Consider the following 24,846-nt stretch of genomic DNA (forward strand, 5'->3'; position numbering starts at 1 on the left):
GGTCGTCCCGAATATCACGAGGTGACCTCCACCCACTGCGAGGTGCGCGACGACTCCAGCACGGCGGCGGTGATCCGGGCCGCGCGCAGGCCGTCGGCGAAGGTGGGCAGCCCGTCCGGGGCGTCACCGGCGAGGGCGGCGTAGGTGTCGGCGACGAACGCGTCGAAGCAGTCCTGGTAGCCCTGCGGGTGTCCGGCCGGCAGCACGCCGGGGTGTTCGCCGGTGGCGCCGCGCAGGTGCACCTGGTTGGTCTCGCGGCCGCCGATCCACAGCGACTCCGGGTTCTCCTGGTCGAAGCTGAGCGACTCGCTCGCCGCGTCGACCGAGAACCACAGCCGGTTCTTGCGGCCCGGGCTGACCTGGCTGACGGTCAGCGTGCCGGTCGCGCCGCAGTCGGTCTCGAAGAGCACGACGGCGGCGTCCTCGGTCGTCACCGGCCGTCCGTGGCGTTCCGGCACGGCGATCACGGTGCGCGCGGCAAGGCGGGCGATGCGGTGGCCGGTGACGAATTCCAGCAGGTCGCACCAGTGCACGCCGATGTCGGCGAACGCCCGGGACGGCCCGCCGGCGACCGCGTCGACGCGCCAGTTGTCGTCGCCCTGCTCGGCCAGCCAGTCCTGCAGGTAGGAGCCGTGCAGCAGGCGTACCGGGCCGGTGCGGCCGTCGGCGATGCGGGCCCGCGCGGTACGCACGGTGGGGTAGAAGCGGTAGACGAACGGTACGGTCGCGGTCACGCCCGCCGCGGCGGCCCGGTCGGTGAGGTCCTGCGCCTCGGCCGGGTCGACGGCGAGGGGCTTTTCGCAGACCACCGACTTGCCGGCCGCGATGGCCGCCCGCACCAGCGGGGCGTGGGTGGCGTTCGGGGTGCAGATGTGCACGACGTCGATGTCGCCGGCGGTCATCAGTTCGTCGACGGTGCTCGCCGCCGCCTCGGCGTCCAGGCGTTCGGCCCCGGCCCGCGAGGACTCGGGCGTCGATCCCAGGACCCGGGCGACGGTGCCGCCGGCCCGGCGGACGGCGCGTGCGTGCACCGCGCCCATGAACCCGGTGCCGACGATGCCGGCACGGATGCGATCGGCCACTGCGGCCTCCTTCAGGGTGCGTTCGGCCAGGCCCACGTCGCTGGTGGGCCGGATGAGGGGGTGGGGCTACTTCACGCCGCCGGCGAACCCCTGGATGAACTTCTTCTGCGCGAACAGGTAGAAGGCGAGAATCGGGACCATCGAGATGATCACGATGGCGAAGATCTTGTTCCAGGCCGAGACCAGGGAGCCGACGTAGTAGTACATCGACACGGTCAGGGTCTGGTAGTCGGAGCCGCCCAGGAAGATCAGGGCGGTGAAGAAGTCGTTCCAGACGATCAGTCCGGTCATGATCGCGACGGTGCCGGTGGCCGGCGCCATCAGTGGCAGCACGACGCGCAGGAACACCCGGCCGGGTCCGGCGCCGTCGATCGCGGCGGCCTCTTCGTAGTCACGCGGCAGCGCCCGGAAGAACCCGGAGTAGAGGAAGACCGCCAGCGGCATCAGCGTGCCGACGTACAGGACGATCATTCCCCACGGGGTGCCGACCAGGCCCATCGTGCGGGCGCCGATGTAGAGCGGGATGATGCCGAGCTGGGCGGGCAGGATGATCGCGATGAGGAACCCGTAGAAGGCGATCGAGCTCCACCGCCGGGTGCTGCGGGCCAGGACGTACGCCGCGAGCGAACCGAAGGCGACCAGGCCGGCGATGCTGCCCACGGTGATCATCACGCTGTTGATCAGGCTGAACAGGATGTTGTTGTCGCCGCCGGTGGTCAGCACGTCGGTGAAGTTGGCGACCGTCGGCCGTTCCGGCAGCGCCGACGACGTGGTGGTCAGCAGCTCGTCGTCGGGCTTGAGCGCGGTGGCGAGCAGGAAGTAGAAGGGCAACAGGCCGATCAGCGCGGCGATCCAGACGAGCACTTCGCGCAGCAGCGTGGCCTTGGTGTAGCGGAACATCGCGAGCCTCCCTACGTGCGGTCGCGGGTGGCGGCCTGTTGCAGCGCCGAGAACACGAGGATGATCAGGGTGAGCATGAGCGCCAGCGCCGCGCCGAAACCGAAGTTGCTCAGCGCGAAGGTCTCCTTGTAGACCTGCGTGGCCAGGGTCTCGGTGGCGCCGCCGGGCCCGCCGGCGGTCAGCGCCATCACCTGGTCGAAGACCCGCAGGCCCTGCACCAGCATCAGCGTTCCGGCGATGGCGACCGAGGCACGGATCGACGGCAGCGTGATGTGCCAGAACCGCCCCCAGGTGCCGGCGCCGTCCAGCGCCCCGGCCTCCTCGATCTCCAGCGGTACGGTGGCCAGCCCGGCCAGGTAGATCACCATCACGAGTCCGGTGGTCTGCCAGCACATCACCAGCAGGACCGCCCACAGTGCCAGGCCGGGCTCGGCCAGCCAGGGCCGCTGCCAGTCCTCGCGCCCGATCCAGCCGAGGAACTGGTTGATCGGGCCGTTGAAGTCGAAGATGAACTTCCAGATGTAGGAGACCGCGAGCGGGCTGAGCACGACCGGCATGAAGATCAGCACGCGGAGCAGGTAGCGGCTCTTCAGTGTCCGGTTCAGCGCCAGGGCCAGCAGCAGGCCCAGCACGTTGGTCCCGATCAGGAAGCCGAACGCCAGGAACAGCGTGTTCTTCAGCGAGCCGAGCAGCGTCGGATCGTCGATGATGGCGCGGAAGTTGTCCAGGCCGACCCAGGTGAAGGCGCCGATGCCGGTCCAGTCGGTGAAGGCGTAGAAGGCGCCCCCAGCGGTGGCCACGTAGTGCACGAGCAGCACCATGGCGATCGCGGGCACGGCCCACCACCAGTGACCGTACGAGATGAGCGGCCGGCGGGGCCGGGGGCGGGTGGTCCCGCCCCCGGTCTCGGCCTTGACCTCGGGAGAGACGTCGGTGACGACCTCGGTGCTCGGGCGCATGACTACTTTGTGTCCCATGCCTTGTCCGCGGACTCGAGGACGGACTGGGCGTCGCCGCGGCCGGCGATCAGGCCTTGCAGACCCTTGGAGAGCTCGTCGTAGACCGACGGGTTCGGCCACGACAGGTTGGGCAGCGGCGCGTAGTCGCCGGCGGCCAGCAGGTCCTTCACCGTGGCGTACTGCGGGGCCAGCTCGGCGCCCTCGACGCCGCTGATCGGCACCTGACCCTCGACCTTGGTGAACTCGGCGGCGTTGGCGGGCTTGGCCAGCCACTCCAGGAAGGCCTGAGCCGCCTTCTTCTTCTCGGCGTCGGCCTCGGCGTTGATCGCCATCGCGTAGTTCGGGCTGGCGAGCAGGTACTGCTTGCCGCCGGTGGCCGGCGGGAAGGCCCGGATCTCCAGGGTCACGCCCTTGGCGTTGTTCATGATCTCGGTGGCCGCGCCGCCTGGCACGAAGGCGCCCAGCGAGGTGCCGCGGGCGATGCCCTGGGTGATCGCGTCGAAGCCGCCGCCGGCGGCGCCCTTCTGGAAGCAGCCGCCCTTGTTCATCTGGTCGATGGTGGTGACGACGTCCTTCCAGCCGGCGTCCTGCGCGAAGCTGACCTTGCCGTCGGTGCGCTGCTGGTTCCAGTCCGGGGTCTGGGCGTAGACCCGGCTGGCCGACATCGACATCGCCATGAGGCCGACGTTCGGCGGGGCGGAGCCGGCGACCGCGAGGAACGACTTGCCGTCGCCGGCCAGGGTCTTGCAGAGGCTGAGCACGCCGGTGGTGTCGGCCGGGAACTGGGCGCCGGCCTCGCCGGCCGCGCCGCTGTTCCACACCATGCCGACCGGGACGATGTCGGTGGGCTGCGCGAAGGTCTTGCCGTCCTGTTCGAACAGGCTCTGATAGGCCTCCGGCACGACCGCGGTGGAGGCGGCGCTGAGCGGCTCGAGCAGGCCCGCCTCGGCGAGCGGCAGCACGGCGTAGTCCTGACCGCGGCCGGGCGCCACGACCATCAGGTCGGCGGCATTGCCGCCCTGCAGTTGGGTGCGCAGTGAGGTGCCGTAACTGTCGTTGGGGAGCTTGCGGGCGTCGATCGCGACCCCGGTCTCCTCGGTGTACTTGCGGGCGAGCGCCTCGTAGGGGCTCTCGGTCGTGGTCGACGTCGGGTAGAGGAAGCTGAAGCCCTGCGTGTCGCCGCCGGAGCCGCTGTCGTCGGCGTCGCCGCTGGTGCTGCACGCGGTCAGAGACAGGGCGCCCACGAGAGGCACCGCCACGATGGCGCTGAGGCGGCGAAGTCTTCCGTGATTCTGCTTTGTCATATCGGAGCCTTTCGTGACGGACTTAGTGGGCGGCGTGAGGACCGGCCGCTGAAGCCACACTCCGTTTCAGGGATGTGACACCGCCGTGACGGCTGTCACCAGCTTCTGCAGACAAGCGGAAGAAGTCAATCGATTCAAGGCTAAAGACCGCTGATGCCAGGCATAATCCTGGGCGATGACCGGGGACGTGAGCGGGTGCCCTGTGGAGGGTTTGCGCACGTCCGCGCGTGATCGGCGCAGCGGGAAGTGCCGGGCGGCGTCAGGCCGGCCCGGCACACGGAATGCCCCGATGAAGCGAGTGGATCAGGCGCCGACCAGTTCCGGCCGGCCCGCCGGTGACGAGAACGGCAGCCACGCGGACATCCGTTCCGGTGTGAACAGCTCGTCGAGAACCAGATGCACGGCGCCGGCCAGGCCGCTCGTCTCCGCGAGACCGGACAGCTCGATCCGCAGCGTCCGCGTCGCCAGTGGCAGGCTCCGGCGATACACCGACTCCCGGATCGCGGCGAGCACATAGTCGCCGGCCTGGGCGACGCCGCCGCCGAGTACCACCAGGCCGGGATTGTAGAAGCTGACCAGGGTGGCGAGGGTGTCGCCGACGAGCCGCCCGGCGCCTGCCAGCAGGGCCCGGGCGGCCGGATCGCCACGGTCGGCCGCCGCGGTGACATCGGCCGCGGTGATGTCACCCTGCGCCGCCAGGATCGCGGTCAGTTGCGGGCCTTCCCCGCGTTCGGCCAGACGGCGTGCGTCGCGGGCCAACGCGGGGCCGCCGGCGACCGCCTCCAGGCATCCCACGTTCCCGCACCGGCAGACGACCTGCTCGGCCTGCGCCACCGCGATGTGCCCGATGTCGCCGGCGCAGCCGTTCGTGCCCCGGTGCAGGCGCCGGCCGGAGATCAGTCCCGCGCCGATGCCCGTGCCGATCTTGACGAACAGCATGTCGTCGACCGCCGCGTAGCGCGGGTCCGACCGCAGCTCGCCCAGGGCGAGCAGGTTCACGTCGTTGTCCACCCAGACCGGCGCCGCGTAGCGGCGGGACAGTCGCCGGCGGATCGGATAACCGTCCCACCCCGGCATGATCGGCGGGGACACCGGGAAGCCGGTCGCGAACTCCACCGGGCCGGGCACCCCGACCCCGATGCCCCACAGCGGCGGCGGGTCGGGCAGCTTCTCGAGCAACCGGTCGATCACGTTCTCGCTGTGTGACAGCACCGCCTCCGGACCGTCCGCGACATCCGTCGGTTCCTCCGCGCGGGCCAGGATCCTTCCGTTCAGATCCGCGATGCCCACCGCCATGCCGGTGGCGCCGCACGCCACACCGGCGACCAGGCCGGCCTCGGCCCGCAGGCGCAACCTGCGCGGCGCCCGGCCCCCGGTGGAGGGCCCGAGGCCCGCCGCGGCGACCAGGCCGGCGGCCTCCAGTTCGGCGACCCGCTGCGACACCACGCTGCGGCCCAGGCCGATCTGCTGCACCAGCTGCGGTTGCGTCACTCCGCCGCCGGAACGGATCGCGTCCACGACGGCCGCCAGACCGTCCAGTCGCTCGGCGGTCTTCCCCGGCGGCACCATTCGAACCATTGCCGAATACTAGCCAACTTCTTCCGATTGCATGCAGAAGCCCACCCGACCGATTCCTTTCGGGCCTGCCGGCGGTCGGTACGGGCATGGATGCGATGAAGCAGATGTACGCCCGCTGGGCCGCCGGCGACTTCGGACCGGACGACCAGTGGGGTGACGTGACGGCCGAGCCGCGCGGCCTCGACTACCTGGAGGTGTCGGCGGACGGCGTGCCGGCGATGTGGCTGAGCCCGCACGGCGCCGACCCCGACCGGGTCATCGTCGCCTTGCACGGCGGCGGCTTCGTGGGCGGCTCGCTCTACACCCACCGCAAGATGTACGGGCACCTCGCCAAGGCGGCCGGCGTCCGGGTGCTGCTCGCCACCTACCGGCACACGCCCGAGTTCCGTTACCCGGCGCAGATCGAGGACGCGCTCACCGCGTACCGATGGGTGGTGGCCCGCACCGAAACGGTGGCGCTGACCGGCGATTCCTGCGGCGGCGGCCTGGCCGTCCAGGTCGCGCTCCGCGAGCGCGGCGCGGCCGCGCTGCTGCTGCTCTCGCCCTGGATCGACATGGACCCGGCACAAACCGCGACATCGTACGAGCAGAGCGCCGCCACCGACCTTTTCTTCACCCGGCCGATGGTGCAGGGTCTGATCGATCAGTACCTGCCCGAGGGGGTGAGCGGCCTGGACCCGGAGGTGAACGCCTTCCACGCCGACCTGTCCGGGCTGCCGCCGGTCTACGTGCAGTGCGGCGGCGACGAGAGCGGCCGGGGCGACAGCGAGCGGCTGGCGAAGCTGACCGGCGCCCGGCTGGACGTCTTCGACGGGCAGCTGCACACGTTCCAGATGGCCGCCGGGCGGGCACCGGTCGCCGACGAGGCGATCGGGAGGTTGGCCGCATGGGTGCGCCCGCAGCTGGGGCTCTGACCGAGGCGTTCGAGGCCGAGCGCCGGGGGCTGTTCGCCCACGCCTACCGGATGCTCGGCGCCTATCACGAGGCCGAGGACGTCGTGCAGGACGCGTACGTGCGGGCGCTGCGCGGCTGGCACACCTTCGAGGGCCGGTCGTCGGTGCGCGCCTGGCTCTACCGGATCACCACGAACGTCTGCCTCACCGTGATCGCGAGCCGCGGGCGGGAGACACCTTTCGTCGTCGAACCGTTCCCGACGGACCCGGCCGATCTGGTCACTGAACGGGAGAGTGTGCGGCTCGCCTTCGTGGCCGGCTTGCGGCATCTCGCCCCGCGGCAGCGTGCCGTGCTGCTGTTGCGGGAGGTGCTGGCGTTCTCGGCGGCCGAGACCGGCGAGACGCTGGGCATGTCGGTGCCGGCGGTCAAGAGCGCCCTGCAGCGGGCCCGGGCCCGGCTCGCCGAGGTGGCGCCGGACCGCGACGACGTGCTGGACGCCGCCTCGCCGCGGGCTCAGCAGTTGCTCGCCGAATACATGGCGGCGTGGGAGGCGTCCGACGCCGACGCCTTCCGCGAGGTGCTGCGGGCGGACGCGGCCATCGAGCCGGTCGGTTCGGGGACCACGTACGCCGGGCGTGAGTCGTGCCTGGCGTTCGCGGTGCCGTCGATGGGTGTCGCGAGGCAGTGGCGGATGGTGGCGATCGAGGCGAACGGCCAGCCCGCGGTGGTGGCGTGGTTCCGCGGCGAGCCGTTCGGGGTGGCGGTGCTGACCGTGGCCGAGGACGGGATCGTGGCGATCACGCTCTTCGGCGATCCGAAGCTAGCGGAAAACTTTCTTAACAGATAGCTTGACTTCGCCGGGCGGCATCTAGTTGAGTCGATGCACTCCCGTCCCCCTCGCACCAGTGCGTCCCCCGGCGCACGGAAGGTGAACCATGCCCAAAAAACGGTTATTGTCGATCCTGGCCGTCGTCAGTGTCGCCGTCGCCGGAGCGGCCGCGGCGATCCTGCCCATGACGGCGTCGAACGCGGCCGAGGCCTGCGCCGCCGCCTACAGCAGCTCGACGGTCTACACCGGTGGCATGCGTGCCTCGCACAACGGCCGGAACTGGACCGCCAAGTGGTGGACCCAGGGCGAGACGCCCAGCACCGGCGGCTCCGGCGTGTGGGCCGACAACGGCGCCTGCGGTGGTGGCGGCACCACCACGCCCACCTGCAACCACCCGAACTGGGTCGCCGGCCAGTTCTACGCGGCCGGCTCGATCGTGCGCTACACCAACGGCCAGTACTACCGGGCGACGCACGAGAACCCGGGATACGACCCGGTCATCAGCACCTGGTACTGGGCGCCGTACTCCTGCACCGGTGGTGGGGGCACGACCACCCCGCCCCCTGCCGGCTCCGGCGGCTTCCCGGTCAGCGAGGCGCAGTTCAACCAGATGTTCCCGAACCGGATCCCGTTCTACTCGTACGCCGGGCTGATCGACGCGATCAAGAAGTACCCGGCGTTCACGAAGACCGGCAGCGACACCGTCCGCAAGCAGGAGGCGGCGGCCTTCCTGGCGAACATCAACCACGAGTCCGGCGGCCTGGTCTACGTCGAGGAGATCAACCAGGCGAACTGGCCGCTCTACTGCGACCGCAGCCAGCCGTACGGGTGCCCGGCCGGGCAGAGCGCCTACCACGGTCGCGGGCCGATCCAGCTGAGCTGGAACTTCAACTACAAGGCGGCCGGTGACGCGCTCGGCATCGACCTGCTGAACAACCCGGACCGGGTCAAGAACGAGTCGTCGGTCGCCTACCAGACCGCCGTCTGGTACTGGATGACGCAGCGCGGGCCGGGCACGATGACCCCGCACGACGCCATGGTCAACAGCCGCGGCTTCGGCGAGACGATCCGCAGCATCAACGGGTCGCTCGAGTGCAACGGCGGCAACCCGGCCCAGGTGCAGAGCCGGATCAACGCCTACCAGCGGTTCACCAGCATCCTGGGCGTCGCACCCGGCGGCAACCTCTCCTGCTGACACGACCCGGGCGATCGCGGCCCTGTTGACCTGCGTGAGCGACGGCCGGCGCTGCCGGCCGTCGCTCACGGCTGTATTGCGGACCCGGTTCCCTGCATGAGCGACGGCCGAGCCGTGCGGGCCGTCGCCCATGGCGGGAATGTGGGTGCGGCTGGACGGCCGTACCCCGTCGTTTGATCAGGCCAGGGCGACCCGCGCCGGCGTCGGCCGCTGGGTGGTCGTGCCGTCGCCGAGCTGGCCGCTGCCGTTGTTGCCCCAGCACCAGAGGCTCTCATCGGCGCGCAGTGAGCACCCGTGGTAGCTGACGGCGACGTTGCCCGTCCACGTGCTCGCGTCGCCCACCCGGGTCGGCGTGTTGCGGGTGGTGGTCGTCCCGTCGCCCAGCTGGCCCGCCATGTTGTTGCCCCAGCACCACAGGCTGCCGTCGGTGCGGGACGCGCACGCCGAGATGTCGCCGACGTTCACGCCCGACCACGTGGTGGCCGCGCCCACCTGGGTCGGTACGGTCTGATAGCCGCCGCTCATGCCGAGCTGGCCGTAACCGTTGTCGCCCCAGCACCACAGCGTTCCGGCGGCCCGGACCCCGCAGGTGAACAGGTATCCGGCGGTCACGTCGGTCCAGGTGGTCTCGGTGCCGACCTGCGCCGGCGTGGTCCGGTAGCTGAGGATGCCGAGGCCGAGCTGCCCGGTCCGGCTGTCGCCCCAGCACCACAGGGTGCCGTCGGTCCGGGTGGCGCAGGTGTGTGCGAAGCCGGTGGTGACGCCGGCCCAGTTCGTCGCGGTGCCGACTCGCACGGGAGCGGTCGTGTAGTAGGGCGCCGAGTCGATGCCGAGCTGCCCGAAGCGGTTGAAGCCCCAGCACCAGAGCGTGCCGTCGGTCCGGGTGGCGCAGGTGTGGCTGTCGCCGGCGCTGACGCTGGCCCACGTGGTGGCGTCGCCGACGCGCACCGGAGCGTTGCGGGTCGTGGTGGTGCCGTCGCCGAGCTGGCCGTTGTGGTTGCTGCCCCAGCACCACAGGGTGCCGTCGGTGCGGACCGCGCAGTTGTAGAGGGTGCCGGCGTCGACGCTCGCCCAGTTCGTGGCGTTGCCGATGCGCACCGGGGCGGTCCGGTTGGTGGTGGTGCCGTCACCGATCGCGCCGCTGAAGTTGCCGCCCCAGCACCACAGTGTGCCGTCGGTGGGGATCGTGCAGGTGTGCTCGTATCCGGTGGTGATCCGGGCGTTGTCGCCGGGCGCGGCCGAGGCCGGGCCGGCTGTCGCGCCCAGGGCGAGCACCGCCGCTCCCACGATCGTCACGAAACGCCGCCATCGACCCATGTGTTCTCTCCCCACGCATGCCGGTGCGGCTCCGCCTCTGGGAGCGCTCCCACAACGTTTGTAACATTGTTGACGGCGATTGACTAGCGCCAATGTCAGGAGGTGAGGCGAGCATTGCCGCCGCCGGTCCGCACCTCGATCCGGTGCGCGGCTGCCGGATCCGTAGTCACGCCGACAGCCGCCTCGCCACCCTCCGCGTCCACATCGGTCGCGTAGGAACCGCCGGGAAGCCCGACCTTCACGTCCCCGCCGCCACTGTCGATGCGCACCGTCGCGGGCGCCGCGGTGAACGCCACGTCCGCCGCGCCACCACCGGTCGCGGCGGTGAAGGCCGGCGCGGAGACCCGGACGGCGTCGACGGCGCCGCCACCGGACGACACGTCGAGCCGGCCGGACAGACCGTCGAGGCTGACCGCGCCGCCGCCGCTGTCCACCGTGACGTTCACCGTGGCCGGCACCTCGATGCGGTAGTCGACGCCGCAGTCGCCCCGGTGCCCCTGGCACCCCGAGGTGAACGTCAGATCCGTGCCCTCGAGCCGGTGCTCCGGGGCGGGCTTGGCGCCGCGGTACCGCAGCGTCTCGAACACCACGACGTCCCTGCCCGAACCGGCGGTGACCGTCACCGTACCCCCGAAGCTGTTGATCGCTGCGGCCGTGACCGACTCGGTGACCTCGTACGATCGCGTCTCGCTCTGCTGTGGCTCGTCGCAGGCGGCGAGCGGGAGGACGGCGGCCGCGAGGCCGGCAAGCATGATTCTGCGCATGATCGATCCTTTCGGAGGTTTCTTCAGGGAAGGAGCAGGCCCCAGTAGAGGGCCCAGGGCAGGAAGAGCGCGCCGCCGGCGAGCAGGAAGCCGAGCCGCAGGCGGTCGCCGCGGGCCGTGCGCCAGGCGTGCGCCGTCATGACGGCCGCGATCACGGTCACCAGCGCCACGGCCTGCAGGGCCAGCCAGATCACCGGCCGTCCGGCGATCGCCGGGCCGGGGGAGATGCCCCGCCAGTTCGCACCGTCGAGGACCGTGACGAAGTAGGCGACGAAGCCGAGCACCGCGGTCGTGCCGGCCACCGCGAGGACCCGAGCCGGCCGGGTGACGGCGACCGTGCGCCGCCGCAGCCGGCGCACCGCGGCGACGACCGGGTAGGCGAGGAATCCGATCAGGAACACGCCGAGTGCGGTGAGCTGCGCGGGCCACGACTCCCACCAGCGCGAGCGGGTGAGCTCGGCGCTGAGCGCCTGCTGGGCGGGGGCCGGGTCGGCGTGCGCGGCCGGTGCGGTGCCGGTGGCCGTCGCCCGGACCCACTCGCCGACGAGCTGCGCGTAGCCGGGGTACAGCCGGTCGGTGTACATCCCGTGCCCGTCCAGGACGCGCAGCGTGTGGCCGGCGCCCGGCAGGGTGCGCACGGTCAGCGGCGCGCTGACGCTGCGGCGCAGCTCGGCGATGCTCTCGGCGGGCGGCACCTGGGTGTCGTCCGTCCCGTAGACCGCGAGGACCGGCCGGGTGAGCGCGGACAGGGCGGGTCGCGGGTCGTAGTCGGCCTCGGCGAACAGGTTCGCGTCGTTCGCCAGCCGGTAGAACCGGTCCGACAGCGTGTCGGTCAGCGCGCCGGCGACGCCGGCGGCGGCCAGCTTGTTGCGCATGTTCCAGTTCTGTACGCGGATCGGCGACTGCGCCGGGGCGGACGCCAGAACCAGGAAGGCGATCTCGGGGGACCGTCCGGCGGCGATCGGCATGACCCAGCCGCCCTCACTGATGCCCCAGAGCCCGACCGCGGCCGGGTTTACGCCCGGGTGAGCGCGCAGCACCCCGGCGGCGGCCACCGCGTCGTCGGCCAGCAGCGAGTATTCCGGCTGGTCGAGCGGGCGCTTGTCGTACGCCAGGACCGCCATGCCCTGCTGGGCGAAAGCGGCCGCCTCGGCGGCGAGACCGGCCCGCTTGCCGTTGCCCGAGCCGTGCACCAGCACCAGACCCGGCAGCGGACCGGCCGCGGTGCGTGGCGCGTAGACCGTTCCGGTCAGCGTCTTCCCGCCGGAGACCGGGATGCTGACCTCGGTCATGGTCAGGCCGGTGGAACTGGCGGCCGCCGGGCTGCCGGCCACCACGAGCGCGGTGATCAATGAGGCGAGGAGGAGCAGGTATCTGGACACACGTCGATCATGCTGAGATCGATGGGCCCGGACATCGCCGCCGAGAGCGGTTTCGGACTCACTCTCCAGAGGGAGACGACTGCCCGGCCACCACCAGACCCGACTCGTACGCGGCCACCACCGCCTGCGCCCGGTCCCGCAGCCCCAGCTTCGCGAGCACGCTGCTGACGTGCGTCTTCACGGTGTGCTCGCTGACCGTCATGGCCGCCGCGATCTCCGCGTTGGTCAGCCCGCGCCCGAGCAGCTCCAGCGACTCCCGCTCCCTCGGCGTGAGCCGGTCCAGACCCTCCCACTGCCCCGCGGCGGCCGGGCGGCGCTTGCGGACCGCCGTCTCGATCAGCCGAGTGGTGACCGCCGGGGCGAGCAGCGACTCGCCGGCGGCGACGACCCGGACCGCGTGCACCAGCTCGGCGCGGCGCACATCCTTGAGCAGGAAGCCGCTGGCGCCGGCCTGGAGCGCGTCGTAGACGTACTCGTCCTGGTCGAAAGTGGTCAGCATGAGCACCCGCACCGGCTGGTCGCTGACCCGCCGGGTGGCCTCGATGCCGTCCATGCCCGGCATCCGGATGTCCAGCACCAGCACGTCCGGCGCGTGCTCGGCCACCGCGGCCACCGCCTCGGCGCCGTCGCCGGCCTCGGCCACGACCTCCATGTCCGGCTCGGCGTCGAGGATCATCGCGAACGCGGAGCGGACCAGCTCCTGGTCGTCGGCGACCACGATCCGGATGCTCATCGGGGCAGCCTGGCCTGGACCTGGAACCCCCGCCCGCCCGGAACCGCGCCGGCGGACGCGGACCCGCCACAGCTCAGCGCCCGCTCGCGGATCCCCCGAAGGCCGTGACCGGTGCCGCCGTTCGGGCCGGCGCCGTCATCGGTGACCGTGACGGCCAGCTCCCGGTCGCGCCAGTCGAGCGTCACCGTGGCCGTTGTCGCCCGCGCATGCTTCACCACGTTGGTCAGGGCCTCCTGCACGATCCGGTACGCCGCGACCTCGACGTCGGCGCTCACCGTACCGGGACTGCCGGACACTGTCAGTCCCACCGTGACCGAACCTGATCGGGAAACCTGATCGACCAGCTTCGGGATCTCGGCCAGCGTCGGCTGCGGCGCCCGGTCGGCCTCACCGCCGGCGTTGAGCACACCGAGGATCCGGCGCAGCTGCCCCATGGCGTCGCGGCCGGCGGTGGCGATCGCGTCGAACGCCGCCTCGGTGCGCTCCGGCCCCTGCCGCATCACCACCGGCCCGGCCTCGGCCTGCGCGATCGTGATGCTCACCGCGTGGGCGAGGATGTCGTGCATGTCCCGGGCGATCCGGGACCGCTCCCGCTCCGCCTCCAGCTCACGTTCCCGCTCCAGGTGCAGGGCCCGCTCCTGCAGCATGCGCACCTGCTCCTGCCGGGCCGCCCAGGAACGGCCCAGCGCGTAGGCCGCGGTCCAGAGCAGCGCCCCGCGGGCGGCGGTCTCCAGGGAGCCGGTGAAGATGAACGCGCCCCACACGATGATCACGATGGCGCTGATCCGCTGCCAGCGCGGCGCCTGCGCGGCGACGGTGAACATGGCGATCAGCGCGCCGTACCAGAGCGGCTGGCTGGGTCCCTCGCCGACCACGTCGTAGAGGACCGCCGCGAGCTCGCTGAGCAGCAGCATGGCGAACGGGGCCCGGCGCCGGAAGACGACCGGCAGCGACACCCCGATGACCACCAGATAGCTCGCCACCGGCCAGGAGTCGCCGGCCCACGGCTCCTTGGAGACGAACGGCGCGAGCTGGGCGACCAGCGCGGCCACCGCCAGCCCGACATCGACCGCCATCGGCGGTAACCGGCGCAACCGATCGATCCCATCCCCCATGGATCCACAGGCTAGTGGGGAGCATTAGGTGGCCGATTCGACACCTGTCCATCGGGGCGCGACAGCTGGTTGTCTCGGTCGCATGTCAATAACCAGGCGAACCCTGCTCGCTGCTGCCGCCGCGGCCGGCGGCGCGACGCTCACCGGCGGCCGGGCCCACGCGCTGCCCGCCGTCGACATGGAAATGGTCCTGGTGGCCGCCCAGGTCGACCCGCCCAAGTCCGGCACCGGCACCACCTCCGGGGCGGCCGCCCACGTGCTCGAGGTGGAACGCGCCCTCAACGCGAAAGGCCTGCTCGCGGCCTCCGCGGTGGACGGCCACTACGGCACGTCGACGATCTCGGCCTACGCCGCCTGGCAGCGCTCGCTCGGCTACTCCGGCCTGGACGCGAACGGTTTCCCCGGCCCCACCTCGCTGACCAAGCTCGGCGACGGCCGGTTCACCGTGACCAGGCCGGTCTCCACCGGCACCCGGTCCAGCAGTTACGGCGGCGAGCGGGTCAACGCGCGTACCCGCGACATGCTCGCGGCGGCCGACGCCATGCTGTCCTGGAGCATCCTTCTCGACCAGGGCTCCTACAGCACCTCGGACCCGACGTCGGCGGGCACGCACGACGGCGGGGGAGCGGTCGACGTCACGGTGACCTCGCTGACCGCCACGCAGCGCTGGGAGACGGTGCGGGCGCTGCGCACGGTCGGCTTCGCCGCCTGGCTGCGCACCCCGTCGCAGGGCAACTGGCCCTACCACATCCACGCGGTGGCGGTCGCCGACACGGACCTGTCCACGCCGGCCGCCAACCAGATCCACGACTACTACGTCGGCAAGAACGGCCTGGCCAACCACGCCGCCGACGACACACCCTCGGCCTACCGGACCGCCTTCACCTGGTGGGAGAAGTACAACCGTTAGGTTCCTCGCGTGCCGGGCGCCTGCTCCAGCAGGGCGCTCAGCACGCGAGCACACCGCGCCGGATCGATGGTGAGCCCGCGCTGCACACCCCACAGCCAATAGTCGACACACCGGGTCACCACCCAGCCGACCGCGATCTCGGCATCGAGCCTGCCGGCTCGCACGATCACCTCGAGCAGGCGCCGCACGTCGCTTGCGCTCCGCAGCTGGTCGGCCCGGTTCCAGATCAATTCCGGTACGGCGTACTCAGGCGCCCCACGAAGCGGGCGGGGGTCGACGGCCAGCCAGGTTTCGCGAGTCCCGGCCAGGACGTTGCCGTAGTGCAGGTCCGCGTGGATCATTCGCTGCTCACCGGCACTGCGAAGCTCCCGCGCACAGTGGACCGCCCGCTCCACCCAGGCCGGCGGAACCGGGTCACCGAGGGCCCGCTGCCGCCGCCCCAGCCCGTCGTGGATCCCGTCCGCGACCTCACGCAGCGTCACGAGCCCGTCCGGCGGCTCGACGGCGAGCGTGCGGATCAGCGCCCCCGCGATCTCGGCGGCCTCCCACACCGGCAGCGAGTGCAGCGTCCGGGTGTGGTCGAGGCGTTCCAGCAGCAGCGCCCCACTCTCAGGGTCGGCGTCGACGAGCTCGACCACACCCCGCCCGCGCCAGGCCCGCAGCGCGAGCGCCTCCTGCGCGTTCGTCCCGTCCGGCCAGGCCACCCGCAGCACGAGCGGCCGCGTACCCCGATGCACCAGAACAACCAGGCTGACCGCGCCGTGCAGCGGCGCGGCGTCGTCGATCGACAGTCCCCAGCGTCCGGCCAGGCGCCGGACCAACGCGGGCAGCGCCCGCACCCACTCCCGCCCGGCTTCCCCGTCGATCTGCCCCCGCCACGCGGCATACGCCTCCGGCACGGTGAGCCGATCTCCACCCATGGGGCCCACCGTAGAGGGCCGCTCACCGCCGGCTCGAAACTCAAACCGGCCAGGCGGCCACAACGTCATCCGGTCCCCGCACGATATCGACCGCATCCGCCGGCAGCCCGGTGCCGGAGCGGCTGACCACGATCAGTCCGCGACGGGTCCGCGGTCGGCGCCGACCAGGTCGATCTCCTTGAACTGTCTGTTCCACCAGCCGCCGACGACCTGAGCCTCCGGCCAGGGCACCGCCCCGGTGACCGTGGCCTGCTCCAGCGATGTCCGGATGAGAGGTTCGACGGCGCGGCCCCGCCAGCTGGTCCACCGGTTCTTGAACAGGGCATACCCGGCGTCGGACCGGCCCCGCTGGGTCAATGTCTGAACGTCGCGAAGGATGGCGAGATGGAGGCGGAGGCTGGTGTCGGCGACCCGGTACAGGGTGGGCTTCCCGCCGCTGGTGGACAGCGGATGGTCGGCGGAGCTCATGCTTGCCTTCGGTGAGCTGCCGTAACAGGGGGAGAGGGTGCCGGAACCAGCCGGCCCACCGCGGCCACCGGCCGTGCCGGCGACGAACACGGCGCCTCCTACGTAGGCCTCATCTACGTAGATGCAATCCACCTCAAGTTCGGCGGCCCTCGATCAAGGGCGTGAGGCCGTCCAACAGGTGTTTCATGCCTAGTTCGAAGATGGCCTGCACGTCGGGCGGGCCGGAGATGCTGAAGGTGAGCGGGTATTTGCCCTGCGCCGCGATCCGCAGGAACTCCGCTTCCCGGGAGCGCCACCACTGTTCGGCGTCGACGCCGATCTCGTACTCCTCGACCACCGCGCGGGTGCCCTGGAGGGCCATGCCGGAGGTGTAGGAGGAGATGAAGGTGAGGATCGCCATGGCCTCGTCGGGGGAGCGGCCCTCGGCCGTGATCACCTCCATCGTCCACTCGGCGTTCCGGAAGAGCGCGGTGGCCTGGACCGCCCCGGCCAGGGGCGTCAAGCGGATGGCCCACGGGTGCTTGCGGTAGATCTCCCACTCGGTCCGCAGCGCCACCTCGAGTGCGGTGCGCCAGCCGGCGGGTGGCGGCTCGGGCAGCGCGTGTTCCGCGTAGATCTGGTCGATCATCGCCGTCACCAGTGCGCTCTTGCTGGCGACGTGGCGGTACAGGGCCATGGTGCTCACCCCGAGGTTGGTGGAGACCCGGCGCATCGACAGGCCTTCGAGGCCCTCGGCGTCGGCGATGGTGATCGCGGCCTGGACGATGGCCTCTTTGGACAGCGAGGACCTGGCGGCCACCTCGGCCGGCCGTGGGCGTTCGTCCGTCGCCGCCGGCACGGGTGGCTCCGGGGGCGGGCCGGGCGTGCCCCGCACGATGGTTCCCACCCCGCGCACCGCCACGACCAGGCCCTCCTGGCGCAGCGCCGCCAGCACCTTGGTGGCGGTGGCCATGGCCACCCCCCACTCCCGGATGATCTCCCGGGCCGAGGGCACCCGGTCGCCCTGGCGCAGCTGCCCGGAGCGGATGCGCGCGCGGATCTCGGCGACCACCCGCTCGTAGGGCGATAAGTCACGATTCGCATCCGTCGGCACAGCGACCCCCATCCCGAACCTCACCGCCGAATGTACTAGTGCACCTTCCTCGCAGAACAGTGCCGCCGGCGCTTCGAAGTAGTGCACTGGTGCACTAGTGCACTACCCCTCAAGGCTGCCGAAACCGGCCTTCACCAGGGCGGTAATCGATGCCTATGGTGTACGCAACAGGGCAGTCGCCCCATCGAGTGTCACCAGATGCGTACATCTGTATACCAGCTTCGGAGGTCATCATGTCGCTCACGCTCATGGCCCAGCCGCACACGCCGGACATCGCGGCCCGCCCGCTCCCGCTGCACCGCCGTTCGCTGGCACCGGATCTCGCGCGTGGCGTCATGCTGCTGGTCATCGCGCTCGCCCACACGCACCTGTTCACCGTGTTCATCGGCGGCGCCCAGAGCGCCGTCACCACCGCGGACCGCATCGTCACCGCGGGCACGGCGATCTTCGTGGACCTGCGCGGATATCCGATGTTCGCGGCCCTGTTCGGCTACGGCCTCGCCCAGATCCACCGCCGCCGCAGCGAACAGGCACAGGCCTGGCCCCGAACACGCCGCCTGCTGCGCCGGCGCGGGCTGTGGCTGATCGTCTTCGGGCTGGCGCACACGGTGCTGCTCTTCCCGGCGGACATCCTGGCCGTCTACGGCCTGGTGGCGCTGCTGCTGGTCGGCGTGCTGCGGCTCCGCGACCGTACCCTGATGATCCTCGCCGCGGCCTGGATCCCGGTGGCCGCGGCCCTCCATGCCCTGGTCGCCGCCGACGACGCCATGACCGGTGGCGGTATGCCGCTGCTGCCCGACGGGTTCGCGAACGAGCTGGCGTTCCGCCTCTCCCTGTTCGCCGTCCTCGCCGTGATGATGTTCGTGAGCACGCTCGTCCCGTTCCTGATCGGGGTCCTGGCCGCCCGGCACCGGATCCTGGAGGAGCCCCACAAGCACCTGCACCTGCTGCGCGTGACCGCGTACGCCGGCATCCCGCTGTCCGTGCTGGGCGGTCTCGCCCTGGCCCTGCACGAGGCCGGCGTGTGGGCCGGCGCCACCCCCGGCGACCTCATGCTCGCCACCGCACTGCACCAGATGACCGGCTACGCGGGCGGCCTGGGCTACGCCGCGCTCATCGCCCTGGTGGCCGTCCGCCTCACCGACCGGCGCGGCCCGGTGACCAACGCCCTGACCGCGCTCGGCCAGCGGTCGATGACCTTCTACCTGGCCCAGTCGGTGGCGTGGGCGGTGCTGTTCTCCTCGTACACGCTGAACCTGCACCTGACGTCACCCGCCCTGGGCGTGCTGATCGCGGTGGCCGTCTGGTCCGCGACGGCGCTGCTCGCCGACCTCCTGCGCCGCCACGACCTGCGCGGCCCGGCCGAGGCAGCCCTGCGCCGCCTCACCTACGGCCCGTCCCGCTGAACCAACCCGTCCCGGCGGCGTGCGCCGCGAGATGCCCAGGCCTTCCCCCGAGGGCTTGGGCGTTTCGCATGAGCCCGACTGGCCGAGGTCGCGGGGGTTCGTATGCTCGGGGTCTGCGAGCGGAAGCGAGGCAGCCATGCCGAGTCGGAGAGAGCGGCTGCTGGGATACGCCTTCGTGGCGGCCCAGTCGGTGTTGTTCGTGCTGATCTTCTCGCCGCGCCGAGGGGCGCGCCGGTCGCCCGCGCTGCGGGTCGCTGCCGGGCTGGCCATGGGCACGGGTGCCGTGGTGGCCTCGGCGGGGGCTCGTGAGCTCGGCGCGGACCTCACGCCGATGCCGCTGCCGCGGGAGGGCACTCACCTGCGCACCGGCGGGGCGTACGCGGTGGTGCGGCACCCGGTCTACACCGGTGTGATGGCGGCCTGCGCCGTACGCGGGCTGACCGCTGGTGGCCGGCTCCGGCCTGCCTCGGCGGCCGCGCTGTGTGCGCTGCTGGCGGTGAAGGCCCGATGGGAGGAGCGGCAGCTCCGGGCGCTGTTCCCGGAGTACGAGGAGTATGCGCGCCGGACGCCGCGATTCCTCCCTCGATCGCGGAGATGAGATCGGCCGCGCAGCGAGGCTGCGCGGCCGATGTCAGCGCACGTCACTGGCTACGGCGCGGCAACTTCCAGTTCGGGCGGGGGAAGTGGCAGGTGTAGCCGTTCGGGATGCGCTCCAGGTAGTCCTGGTGCTCCGGCTCGGCCTCCCAGAACGGCCCGGCCGCGGTCACCTCGGTGACCACCTTGCCCGGCCACAGCCCGGAGGCGTCCACGTCGGCGATCGTGTCCAGCGCGATGCTCTTCTGCTCGTCGCTCTCGTAGAAGATCGCCGAGCGGTAGCTCGTGCCGACGTCGTTGCCCTGCCGGTTCAGCGTGCTCGGGTCGTGGATCTGGAAGAAGAACTCCAGCAGATCCCGGTACGACGTGACCGCCGGGTCGAAAACGATCTCGATGGCCTCGGCGTGCCCCGCGTGGTTGCGGTACGTCGCGTTCGCCACCTGCCCGCCGGTGTAGCCGACCCGGGTCGAGACCACTCCGGGGCGCTTGCGGATCAGGTCCTGCATTCCCCAGAAACAGCCCCCGGCCAGGATTGCCTTCTCTGTGCTCATCACGAGCTCCGTTCATCGTCGTGGGCTTCGGGATCCGGTACGGGTAACGCCGGCGGGCGCGCGAACATGCCCGTTACTGCTGGGCGGCTTCGGCCGGCGCCACCCGGAGCGGGCCGGCCACCGCGTAGGCGACGAGCCCGCCGACCGCCAGTATCCCGGCCGTGACCGCGGCGGCGGTGCTCGCCGGTTCCTGTGCCTGCCAGGTCAGGATCCGCCCCAGCAGCGGTTCGTCGCGGGGGAACAGGATGGCGGCCAGCGTCCAGCCCAGCGGCAGGAACCAGGCCCGGGCGACGCCGAGCACCGCGGCGCTCAGCGCGGTCAGTCCCAGCAGCCCGGCCGCGTCGCGGATCACCAGCCCGGCCGGGCCGAACCGGGCGCCGGTCACCAGGGTGGCCAGCAGCAGGACCACCACGATCAGCAGGATCGCCAGCAGGTGGGCGGCCCGGCGCGGCAGCCAGTCGAACGCGGCGGTCTGCTCCAGCGCGTCGTCGGGACCGCCGAGGGTGACGGTCAGGGCCGCGACCAGCAGCAGCACCGTCAGGATGACCAGCGGGATGCCGGCGGCGCGGGTGTCGGAGAAGATCGACCACAGCGACCACATCAGCGCCGTGCAGCCGGCGGCCGCGGCCATCGCGATCGGGGCCCGCCGGGACCGCAGGTAGAGCGTCAGCCACCTCACCGGGAACTCCCGGCAAACAGGCCGTCGCCGGCGGCGCACTTCAGCGCGGCCTGGCGGAACGCCACCACCCGGGCGTTCGCCTCGGTCTCGGGCAGGGTGCGCAGCTCACGCCAGAGCTGCCGGGTCTCCTCGTTGACCTCGGGGTCGTAGGTGGTGACCGCCGCCGGTTCGCGCCCGATCAGCCAGTACGCGGCGGCCAGCCGGTCCGGGGAGGCGGGGTACTGCTCGCAGTCGGGCGCCCCGGCGAACGCCGCCGCCACAGTCTCGGTCAGCACGGTGTCACGGTTTGCCAGGCGGCCGTCCGTTCCGACCTCGATACGCGCCAGGACGATGTCCGGGCGCCACGGCGCGAAGCTCATCGGACCGTACGTGGTGGTGTCCTCGTTCACCTGGACGGGCGGATCCGGCAGCTTGGCGAGGACCGTCAGGGCTTCCCGGGCCGGCGCGACGACCTCCGGCAGCAACCCGGAGTGGACCCGGCTGACGCAGACCCGTGGTTCGTCCGGCGCGCACACCAGCTCCCGCGCCACCGGATCGATCGCGTCGGTGACCACCCGGTTCTGGTGCGGCATGACGGTGATCGCCAGAGCGGCGCCGACCAGCACCGGCAGCAGCGCGGCCACCCGGACGCGCCAGCCGTCGGACACGAACAGCAGCACCGCGGCGATCGCCAGGGCGGCCAGCCAGACAGTCTGGGCGGCACTGACCCGGGCGGGCACGGTCGCGTACTCGCCGGGCATGTTCATCTCGTAGATCGGCGAGAACACCAGGGCCAGCCACCCGCGGGGCCGGGTGGCGCCGGGGATGAGCAGCAGCAGGCCCAGCCCGGCGATGCCGAGCATCGGCGGGGTCACCCGCCAGGGCAGCAGCCGGCCGGCGGCCAGGCCGAGCCATACGGCGGCGACCAGCGCGAGCAGGCCGACGGCGGTGACGGTGAAGAACTGGACCGGCAGGTACTCGGCAGTGTCGAAGATCCACAGACCGCCGGCGGCGCCGGTCGCCAGGTATCCGGTCACCACCGCGAAGGCCATCGCGGCCAGCGTCGGCACGGCCCGCTGCGCCCGGGGACGCGGCGTGCTGGCGAACAGTTCCGCCGTCTTCGACCGGTGTTCGCGCAGGGCCTGCCAGGCTCCGGCGGCCAGGGCCAGCGGCCACAGCAGCGCCAGGAACAGGCGCTGGGACATGGCCAGCTGCATCCATCCGGACGCGAACCCGATCCGTTCGGCGAAGAACAGCGTCAGGACGCCGACCACCAGCAGCGTCAGGGCGGATCCGGCGGCCGCGGAGCGGCGCAGCTCGATGCCGAGGACGCGGATCACCGGCCGGCCTCCGTCCGGTGGCGGCGCAGCAGCGCGGAGTAGCCCCGTTCGGCCGGGCTGTCGCCGGGATAGCCCTCGCCGCCCTGCCGGACCAGGTCGTCGGGGGTGCCCTGGTAGACCAGCCGGCCCTCGCTGATCAGCACCACGTCGGTGCACGCGGCCACCACGTCCTCGACGAGGTGGGTGGAGACCAGCACGCAGCTGTCGACGCCGATGTCGCGCAGCAGCTCCCGGAAGTCCATGCGCTGTTCCGGGTCGAGACCGACGGTGGGCTCGTCGAGCAGCAGCACCGCCGGGTCGTTGACGATCGCCTGCGCGATCCCGGCCCGGCGCAGCATGCCGCCGGACAGCGTCTTCATCCGCGCCCCGGCCTTGTCGGCGAGGCCGACCCGCTCGATCGCCCGCTGCGTCGCACCGGGGATGACCGTCTTGGGCATCTGCTTGAGCCAGGCCATGTACTCGACGAACTCCCGCACCGTGAACCGCGGGTAGAAGCCGAACTGCTGCGGCAGGTAGCCGAGCCCGCGGCGGATCCGGCCCAGCCCGCCGCGGCCGTCCACCGGCTCGCCGAGCAGCGTCAGCCGGCCGCCGGCCGGCTTCAGCACGGTCGCCAGCGCCCGCATCAGGGTGGTCTTGCCGGCGCCGTTGGGGCCGAGCAGGCCGTGGACGCCGGTGTGCAGCGCGAGATCCAGGCCGTCCACGGCCAGGTGCCGGCCGGCGCGGACCCGCAGACCCTCGGCGTGGACCGCCCAGGGATAGGTGGTGGGGGCCGTTTCGGCCGCGCTCACCGTACGCATCGTGATTCCCTTCAGTTGAGGCTGGAGAGCCTGCGGAAGTTGTCGGGCCGGGCCGCGGCGAGGCCGCCCAGCGCCAGGGTGAGCAGCGCCCAGCCCAGCGAGCTGCCGGGTTGCAGCAGCACCGGCAGCTCGGCGGTGAGCACGGCCGGGACGATCACGGCCAGGGACCAGGCGGCGCCGAGGGCGAGCGCGGCCCGGTGCACGCCGACCAGGCCACCCAGGGCGATGGTCGCGGCGGTGAAGGCCAGGCACGGCAGCAGCGTCGAGGCCAGCGACACTCCGGTACGGGAGCTGGCCACCGCCAGCGCCGGCACCACCACGGCCAGCACCACAGCCGTACGCCGCAGCAGCATCGCCAGGCCGGCCGCCGGGGTGCCGGCGATCAGTTCCCAGGCCGGGTCGTGGCGCCGGCTCCAGGCGATCGCCACCCCGGGCAGCGGCGCCACCGGGGCCAGCAGCGCGACCAGGGACGGCAGGCTCGGCTGGAGCGCCTCCAGCAGGACCGCGCAGACCAGCACCGCCACGGTCATCGTCGTCCACGGCACGAGATGCCAGACCAGCCATCGGTGGCGTGCCGCGGACCAGCGCCGGCGCCGGGCCGGGGCCGGTCCGGCGGCGATGTCGTCGTCGAGGGCGGTGCCGATGCGGGCGAGCAGGGCCCGCGAGTCGTCGGTGGTGCTGTCGGCCACCAGGGCCCGGCAGTCGGCGCAGTCCTCCAGGTGCACCTCGACCGACCAGGCCGTGACCTCGTCGAGGTTCGCCGCCCGGTCGGCGTAGCGGGCGATCACCGCGGGACTGGGGTGAGCAGTCATGAGAGGGCCTCCCGCAGGGCGAGCCGGGCCCGGCGGGCCCGCGATTTGACGGTGTTCTCCGGCAGGCCGAGCAGCAGCGACGTCTCGCGGACCGAGAGGCCGTCGAGGACCATCGCGCGCAGCACCTGCCGTGCCTCCGGCGGCAGTTCGAGCAGCGCCTGTTCCAGTTCCTGGCCGACCCGGCCGGCCATCACCTCGTCCTCGGCGGCCGGGGCGACGGTCTCGGCCGGCGGCACGGCCGGCATCTGGTTCTGCCGGGCCCGCCGGCGGAATGCGTCGACGAGGCGGTGCGCGGCGATGGTCCAGAGCCAGCCGACCGCGCTGCCCGACGCGGCCGATCCGGCGAAGCTGTCCGCCGCCCGCCAGACGGCGAGGTAGGTCTCCTGCATCACGTCGGCGACCACGTCGTCGTCGGCGCACCGCCGCCGCAGCCGGGCGAGCAGCCACGGCGACGTGCGCCGGTACAGCTCGTCGAACGCGCGCCGGTCCCCGGCGGCGGTGCGGCGCACGAGTTCCTCCTCGTCGGCCGCGCTCATACTCCGTTTCACATCCAGCAAGACGACGCGAAGATCGCGTACGGTGCGCGAGCGGGTGTGACCTGAGTCACTTTGTGGCGGTCAGTTCCCACACGTACGAGTCGCCGCGGGGCTGGAAGCCCAGCCGCGCGTAGTACGGCGACCGCATCCCCGGCGGGGTGACCACGGTGTGGCAGCCACGGTCGGCGAAGAACCGGCTCTGCCGGTAGACGAACTCGCCCGGGGTGAAGTCCCGGTACCGCTGGGTCACGTAGTCCAGGAGCACCTGGGCCACCCCGTCCCCGGCCGAGCGGAACAGCACCACGCCGACCACCTCGTCGCCGCTGACCACCAGGAACGCGGCGGCGTCCCGGCGTACCGTGTCGTCCCACGTGAAGCCCGGGTTGAACCGGGCGATGTCGTCGTGGTGCAGCCGCAGCGTGTGGGCGAGGAACTCGTCGTCGGTGCGGACCTCGACCACCTGGTACGTCTTGTCGTCGTGGCGGGTGGCCAGCATCCGCCACAGGTACCAGATGTTGATCACAGCGAGCACCGCGTTGAGGCCCACCATGGGCCAGACGCCGATCGCCGCGTTGAAGCCGAGCAGCACCAGGCAGCCGGCGAGATTGAGCGCGCGCAGGCGCAGCAGCCGGCTCTGCAATAAAGACCAGACGAGCAGGGCGGACCCCGCCCAGCCGATGATGTCCCAGTAAGTCACCCGGTCAGGGTA

26 protein-coding genes are annotated in these 24,846 nt (G+C 71.9%); 6 read left to right on the forward strand and 20 right to left on the reverse strand.

All coding sequences use genetic code 11. From position 1 onward, the window contains the following. Nucleotides 1-14: 14 nt before the first annotated feature. From AB0F81_RS03225 to AB0F81_RS03245, 5 genes are all read right to left on the reverse strand, one after another. Nucleotides 15-1,082 (reverse strand): Gfo/Idh/MocA family oxidoreductase, encoded by a 1,068-nt coding sequence (locus AB0F81_RS03225; RefSeq protein ID WP_360190105.1) that lies wholly within the window; start codon nucleotides 1,080-1,082, stop codon nucleotides 15-17. A gap of 66 nt (nucleotides 1,083-1,148) precedes the next feature. Then, the gene (locus AB0F81_RS03230; RefSeq protein ID WP_360190108.1) at nucleotides 1,149-1,982 is read right to left on the reverse strand and encodes a carbohydrate ABC transporter permease; all 834 of its coding nucleotides are present in this window, start codon (nucleotides 1,980-1,982) and stop codon (nucleotides 1,149-1,151) included. Nucleotides 1,983-1,993: 11 nt separating this feature from the next. Next, the gene (locus tag AB0F81_RS03235; protein WP_360190111.1) at nucleotides 1,994-2,941 is read right to left on the reverse strand and encodes a sugar ABC transporter permease; all 948 of its coding nucleotides are present in this window, start codon (nucleotides 2,939-2,941) and stop codon (nucleotides 1,994-1,996) included. Between the two features lie 2 nt (nucleotides 2,942-2,943). Beyond that, entirely contained in the window at nucleotides 2,944-4,185 is a 1,242-nt protein-coding gene (locus AB0F81_RS03240) for an extracellular solute-binding protein (protein ID WP_360190113.1), read from the reverse strand. Between the two features lie 363 nt (nucleotides 4,186-4,548). Next, the gene (locus AB0F81_RS03245; RefSeq protein ID WP_360190116.1) at nucleotides 4,549-5,823 is read right to left on the reverse strand and encodes an ROK family protein; all 1,275 of its coding nucleotides are present in this window, start codon (nucleotides 5,821-5,823) and stop codon (nucleotides 4,549-4,551) included. Between the two features lie 86 nt (nucleotides 5,824-5,909). On the opposite strand from AB0F81_RS03245, the gene AB0F81_RS03250 reads away from it, so the two are divergent. The 3 genes from AB0F81_RS03250 (at nucleotide 5,910) to AB0F81_RS03260 (ending at nucleotide 8,741) form a co-directional block, all read left to right on the forward strand. Then, complete coding sequence (locus AB0F81_RS03250; RefSeq protein ID WP_360190119.1) at nucleotides 5,910-6,737, forward strand: alpha/beta hydrolase; 828 nt, start codon at nucleotides 5,910-5,912, stop codon at nucleotides 6,735-6,737. Further along, on the forward strand, nucleotides 6,710-7,564 hold the full coding sequence (locus AB0F81_RS03255; protein ID WP_360190122.1) for a sigma-70 family RNA polymerase sigma factor: 855 nt from the start codon (nucleotides 6,710-6,712) through the stop codon (nucleotides 7,562-7,564). Before AB0F81_RS03250 ends, AB0F81_RS03255 begins: the two co-directional genes overlap by 28 nt. An 88-nt stretch (nucleotides 7,565-7,652) precedes the next feature. Further along, the gene (locus AB0F81_RS03260) at nucleotides 7,653-8,741 is read left to right on the forward strand and encodes a glycoside hydrolase family 19 protein (protein WP_360190125.1); all 1,089 of its coding nucleotides are present in this window, start codon (nucleotides 7,653-7,655) and stop codon (nucleotides 8,739-8,741) included. A 177-nt stretch (nucleotides 8,742-8,918) separates the two neighbouring features. On the opposite strand, the gene AB0F81_RS03265 is transcribed toward AB0F81_RS03260, so the two are convergent. From AB0F81_RS03265 to AB0F81_RS03285, 5 genes are all read right to left on the reverse strand, one after another. Beyond that, nucleotides 8,919-10,037: a hypothetical protein gene (locus AB0F81_RS03265; RefSeq protein ID WP_360190128.1), complete on the reverse strand. Its 1,119-nt coding sequence runs from the start codon at nucleotides 10,035-10,037 to the stop codon at nucleotides 8,919-8,921. A 116-nt stretch (nucleotides 10,038-10,153) separates the two neighbouring features. Then, entirely contained in the window at nucleotides 10,154-10,822 is a 669-nt protein-coding gene (locus tag AB0F81_RS03270; RefSeq protein ID WP_360190131.1) for a hypothetical protein, read from the reverse strand. Between the two features lie 23 nt (nucleotides 10,823-10,845). Further along, nucleotides 10,846-12,204, reverse strand: a complete 1,359-nt coding sequence (locus tag AB0F81_RS03275) for a prolyl oligopeptidase family serine peptidase (RefSeq protein ID WP_360190134.1) — start codon at nucleotides 12,202-12,204, stop codon at nucleotides 10,846-10,848. A gap of 58 nt (nucleotides 12,205-12,262) precedes the next feature. After that, nucleotides 12,263-12,937, reverse strand: a complete 675-nt coding sequence (locus AB0F81_RS03280; protein ID WP_360190137.1) for a response regulator transcription factor — start codon at nucleotides 12,935-12,937, stop codon at nucleotides 12,263-12,265. Continuing rightward, nucleotides 12,934-14,013 carry a histidine kinase gene (locus AB0F81_RS03285; protein ID WP_360190140.1) on the reverse strand — a complete coding sequence of 360 codons (1,080 nt, stop codon included), beginning with the start codon at nucleotides 14,011-14,013 and terminating at the stop codon, nucleotides 12,934-12,936. Before AB0F81_RS03285 ends, AB0F81_RS03280 begins: the two co-directional genes overlap by 4 nt. A 121-nt stretch (nucleotides 14,014-14,134) precedes the next feature. Between AB0F81_RS03285 and AB0F81_RS03290 the strand changes: the two genes are divergently transcribed. Continuing rightward, a complete protein-coding gene (locus AB0F81_RS03290) occupies nucleotides 14,135-14,962 on the forward strand; it encodes a peptidoglycan-binding protein (RefSeq protein WP_360190143.1) in 828 nt (275 codons plus the stop codon). Here the strand turns inward: AB0F81_RS03290 and AB0F81_RS03295 are convergent. The 3 genes from AB0F81_RS03295 to AB0F81_RS03305 form a co-directional block, all read right to left on the reverse strand. After that, a complete protein-coding gene (locus tag AB0F81_RS03295; RefSeq protein ID WP_360190146.1) occupies nucleotides 14,959-15,882 on the reverse strand; it encodes an aminoglycoside phosphotransferase family protein in 924 nt (307 codons plus the stop codon). The two genes, AB0F81_RS03290 and AB0F81_RS03295, sit on opposite strands and share 4 nt — an antisense overlap. A 132-nt stretch (nucleotides 15,883-16,014) precedes the next feature. Beyond that, the gene (locus AB0F81_RS03300) at nucleotides 16,015-16,440 is read right to left on the reverse strand and encodes a DUF234 domain-containing protein (protein ID WP_360190149.1); all 426 of its coding nucleotides are present in this window, start codon (nucleotides 16,438-16,440) and stop codon (nucleotides 16,015-16,017) included. Between the two features lie 43 nt (nucleotides 16,441-16,483). Continuing rightward, a complete protein-coding gene (locus AB0F81_RS03305; protein ID WP_360190152.1) occupies nucleotides 16,484-17,455 on the reverse strand; it encodes a GntR family transcriptional regulator in 972 nt (323 codons plus the stop codon). Between the two features lie 221 nt (nucleotides 17,456-17,676). On the opposite strand from AB0F81_RS03305, the gene AB0F81_RS03310 reads away from it, so the two are divergent. Continuing rightward, nucleotides 17,677-18,849 carry a DUF418 domain-containing protein gene (locus AB0F81_RS03310; protein ID WP_360190155.1) on the forward strand — a complete coding sequence of 391 codons (1,173 nt, stop codon included), beginning with the start codon at nucleotides 17,677-17,679 and terminating at the stop codon, nucleotides 18,847-18,849. Nucleotides 18,850-18,985: 136 nt separating this feature from the next. Continuing rightward, the gene (locus AB0F81_RS03315; protein WP_360190158.1) at nucleotides 18,986-19,447 is read left to right on the forward strand and encodes a methyltransferase; all 462 of its coding nucleotides are present in this window, start codon (nucleotides 18,986-18,988) and stop codon (nucleotides 19,445-19,447) included. Between the two features lie 43 nt (nucleotides 19,448-19,490). On the opposite strand, the gene msrA is transcribed toward AB0F81_RS03315, so the two are convergent. From msrA to AB0F81_RS03350, 7 genes are all read right to left on the reverse strand, one after another. After that, a complete protein-coding gene (gene msrA, locus AB0F81_RS03320; protein ID WP_360190162.1) occupies nucleotides 19,491-19,994 on the reverse strand; it encodes a peptide-methionine (S)-S-oxide reductase MsrA in 504 nt (167 codons plus the stop codon). A 73-nt stretch (nucleotides 19,995-20,067) separates the two neighbouring features. Continuing rightward, a complete protein-coding gene (locus AB0F81_RS03325) occupies nucleotides 20,068-20,673 on the reverse strand; it encodes a hypothetical protein (RefSeq protein WP_360190165.1) in 606 nt (201 codons plus the stop codon). Next, the gene (locus AB0F81_RS03330; RefSeq protein ID WP_360190168.1) at nucleotides 20,670-21,992 is read right to left on the reverse strand and encodes a hypothetical protein; all 1,323 of its coding nucleotides are present in this window, start codon (nucleotides 21,990-21,992) and stop codon (nucleotides 20,670-20,672) included. The genes AB0F81_RS03325 and AB0F81_RS03330 overlap by 4 nt, the downstream gene beginning before the upstream one ends. After that, entirely contained in the window at nucleotides 21,989-22,789 is an 801-nt protein-coding gene (locus tag AB0F81_RS03335) for an ATP-binding cassette domain-containing protein (protein ID WP_360190171.1), read from the reverse strand. Before AB0F81_RS03335 ends, AB0F81_RS03330 begins: the two co-directional genes overlap by 4 nt. A gap of 11 nt (nucleotides 22,790-22,800) precedes the next feature. Continuing rightward, on the reverse strand, nucleotides 22,801-23,601 hold the full coding sequence (locus AB0F81_RS03340) for a hypothetical protein (RefSeq protein ID WP_360190174.1): 801 nt from the start codon (nucleotides 23,599-23,601) through the stop codon (nucleotides 22,801-22,803). Beyond that, nucleotides 23,598-24,137 carry an RNA polymerase sigma factor gene (locus AB0F81_RS03345; protein ID WP_360190177.1) on the reverse strand — a complete coding sequence of 180 codons (540 nt, stop codon included), beginning with the start codon at nucleotides 24,135-24,137 and terminating at the stop codon, nucleotides 23,598-23,600. The genes AB0F81_RS03340 and AB0F81_RS03345 overlap by 4 nt, the downstream gene beginning before the upstream one ends. Nucleotides 24,138-24,204: 67 nt before the next feature. After that, the gene (locus AB0F81_RS03350) at nucleotides 24,205-24,834 is read right to left on the reverse strand and encodes a hypothetical protein (RefSeq protein ID WP_360190180.1); all 630 of its coding nucleotides are present in this window, start codon (nucleotides 24,832-24,834) and stop codon (nucleotides 24,205-24,207) included. Nucleotides 24,835-24,846: the final 12 nt, after the last annotated feature.

This window comes from Actinoplanes sp. NPDC024001, assembly GCF_040638955.1.
GTDB lineage: Bacteria > Actinomycetota > Actinomycetes > Mycobacteriales > Micromonosporaceae > Actinoplanes.